Below are 2,783 nucleotides of genomic sequence, written 5' to 3'. Positions count from 1 at the left end.
GCTCCCACATGGATCACGCTGTGCCCTGCAATTGGGCTGTATTCTCGGGCACTGGCAAGGCTAAATCCCGCCATGGTGTACCCGTCCTGAGCATCGCATTGAGCCTTACGATGAAGATCCTCATGCAGGCCACGATAGCGACCTTGGCAAACTTTCCTCGTCCACGCAGTGCCTCATACCGCGCTTTGAGCGCTGGGTTATGTTTCACCGCCACCAGGCACGCCATGTACAGCGCGCGCCTGACCTCAAATCTGCCTCCCGAGATAGAGCGCTTGCCCACGGATTTTCCGCTGTCGTGGTTAAAGGGTGCTACGCCCACCAGGGATGCTATCTCTCTGGATTCCACACGACCCAGTTCCGGCAGGAGCGCTACCAGCTTGCCTGCTGTCACCAGCCCAATGCCCTTAACCTGAATCAACTGAGCAATCCGTTCATCGTTCAGGATCGCGGCTTGCTGTTTGATCGCTTGCTCAACCAACTTGATCTGCAACCTGAAGTGCTGGAGGTTGGCTTTCAGGAAATGGGCGACCACCATCGACTGAGTCTGCTTCAGGCGTCGCCGGTCGTCATCTCGCTGTTGAACCAAGCGATCACGTTGCTGCAGGAGCTCCCGCAGCAGAGCCCTGTCCGGGCTTATCTGCAGAGCAGGCTTGTCGGGAATGACTTCGGCGAAATGCGCCAGCACCTCGGCGTCGATCGCATCGGTCTTGGCCTTGATGCCCATGGAATCAGCGAAAGAGCGGGCTCGCCTGGGGTTGACCCGTAGGACCTTGTACCCAGCGTCCTGCAGAAAGCGCATGACTTCGCGCTCGTAGCCGCCCGTGGCCTCTAGCAAGATGCGCTTGATGTTGAGCCCTCGAAGGCTCTTCTCCAGCGCCACAAATCCCGCTGAATCATTAGGCACACTGATTTTGATGCCCTCTGGTCGCACCAGGGCATCCAGTGAAAGACCGGAAACGTCGATACCCAAGAAGGAAGCCATCACCAAAACCTCCTAGACTCAACTGAGTGAGAGTGCTTTGGCGTGGCCCACGCTTGTGATTCGAGATTAGGCCCTCATCCAACTGTTCGGGCTCTCGCCAAAGTGGAACGGTGAATGGCAGCTTGTGCTCCCACTCGTGCTCAAGGCACCTCCGGCAGTCAGCTTGCCATTCACCGCTCTCACTCCAGATTCTAATCCCCTCTCAAGACACAAGCCGGCTTGCCGGCGATAAGGCCCTCGAACCCCCTATAATGACCCGCCTGTTGCCCGCGAGATCCGTCATGAGCGCCATTCACATCAAATACCCCGCCCTGACCTTCAAGGCCGGCCGCCGCGCCCTGCACCAGATCCGTGAACGCGGCTTGCGGGCCGAGGACGTCGGAGTATTGCCAGGCGCGGCCGGCGGGCCGAAACCGTTGGGCATCCAGGGCCTGGACCTGGCGCTGTTCGGCGAATGGTTGCCATCGGCACCCCGTCAGCGCGCATTGATCGGCGCCTCGATCGGCTCCTGGCGCTTCGCCAGTGCCTGCCTCGACGACCCGGTGGCGGGCCTCCGCCGGCTGGGTGAGCTGTACACCGAGCAGGATTTTGCCAAGGGTGTAACGCCGACCGAGATCAGCCGCAGTTGCCAGCGCATGCTCGACGACCTGCTGCAAGGCCGCGATGGGCAGATCCTCGCCAACCCGCACTACCGCCTCAATATTCTGGTGGTGAAGAGCCACGGGCAGCTCGCCCATGACCACCGCGGGCGCCTGGGGATGGGCCTGTCGTCGGTCATTGCCAGCAATTTGCTGGGCCGTTCGCGCCTGGCCCGGCATTTCGAACGCATCATCCTGCACGACGAGCGCGCTGCCCCGCCCCTCGACGCCCTTACCGACTTCCCCTCGCGCTGCCTGCCGCTGGACCTGGCCAACCTGCGCCATGGGCTGCTGGCTTCAGGCTCGATCCCGATGGTGATGGAGGGCGTGCGCGACATTCCCGGTGCCGGTGCCGGCACCTACCGCGATGGCGGCTTGCTCGATTACCACCTGGACTTGCCGTACCGCGGCGACGACCTGGTGCTCTACCCGCATTTCACCGACAAAGTGGTGCCCGGCTGGTTCGACAAGGCCCTGCCGTGGCGCAAGGGCGATGCCACGCGCCTGCAGAATGTGCTGTTGATGACCCCCTCGCCGCAGTACCTGGCCGCCCTGCCCTTCGGCAAGCTGCCCGACCGCAACGACTTCAAGCGCTTCATGGGCGACGCGCCGAGCCGCAAGCGCTACTGGTACAAAGCCATTGCCGAAAGCCGGCGCCTGGGCGACGAACTGCTGGAGCTGATTGCCACCGAGCGGCTGCATGAACGCCTGCAAGCCTTGTAGCGGCCATGCTGGTAGACTGCGCGCAACATTGATTCACACAGAGTTATGACAGCGTGGAAATCTTCAAGGAATTTACGTTCGAATCGGCCCACCGCCTGCCCAACGTCGTCGCCGGGCACAAGTGCGGCCGCCTGCACGGTCACTCGTTCAAGGTGGCTCTGCACCTGACCGGGCCGCTCGATCCGCACACTGGCTGGATCCGCGATTTTTCCGAGATCAAGGCGATCTTCAAGCCGATCTACGAGCAGTTGGACCACAACTACCTGAACGACATTCCTGGCCTGGAGAACCCGACCAGCGAAGTGATCGCCAAGTGGATCTGGGAGCAGGTCAAGCCGCTGCTGCCTGAGCTGTCCAAGGTGCGCATCCACGAGACCTGCACCAGCGGGTGCGAATATACCGGCGACTGATTCGGCCTATTCACGGGCCCTATCGCCGGC

The 2,783-nt window shown here is 61.7% G+C and carries 3 protein-coding genes; 2 read left to right on the top strand and 1 reads right to left on the bottom strand.

The window, feature by feature from the left end; genetic code table 11:
- Window positions 1-13: 13 nt before the first annotated feature.
- Window positions 14-982 (bottom strand): IS110 family transposase, encoded by a 969-nt coding sequence (locus PMI38_RS03870; RefSeq protein WP_008090976.1) that lies wholly within the window; start codon window positions 980-982, stop codon window positions 14-16.
- A 281-nt stretch (window positions 983-1,263) separates the two neighbouring features.
- On the opposite strand from PMI38_RS03870, the gene PMI38_RS03865 reads away from it, so the two are divergent.
- A complete protein-coding gene (locus PMI38_RS03865) occupies window positions 1,264-2,343 on the top strand; it encodes a hypothetical protein (RefSeq protein WP_008090974.1) in 1,080 nt (359 codons plus the stop codon).
- A gap of 53 nt (window positions 2,344-2,396) precedes the next feature.
- Window positions 2,397-2,753 carry a 6-carboxytetrahydropterin synthase QueD gene (gene queD / locus PMI38_RS03860; protein ID WP_008090972.1) on the top strand — a complete coding sequence of 119 codons (357 nt, stop codon included), beginning with the start codon at window positions 2,397-2,399 and terminating at the stop codon, window positions 2,751-2,753.
- Window positions 2,754-2,783 lie beyond the last annotated feature (30 nt).

The sequence above is a fragment of the Pseudomonas sp. GM84 genome (assembly GCF_000282535.1).
GTDB lineage: Bacteria > Pseudomonadota > Gammaproteobacteria > Pseudomonadales > Pseudomonadaceae > Aquipseudomonas.
The sequence above is the reverse complement of the archived record's forward strand: the minus strand, read 5'-3'. Positions and strand labels throughout refer to the sequence as shown.

What these genes read in the sequence shown, in the direction of transcription:
- PMI38_RS03870 (WP_008090976.1), bottom strand. Translation starts at nt 982, where the DNA reads ATGGCTTCCTTCTTGGGTATCGACGTTTCCGGTCTTTCACTGGATGCC.
- PMI38_RS03865 (WP_008090974.1), top strand. Translation starts at nt 1,264, where the DNA reads ATGAGCGCCATTCACATCAAATACCCCGCCCTGACCTTCAAGGCCGGC.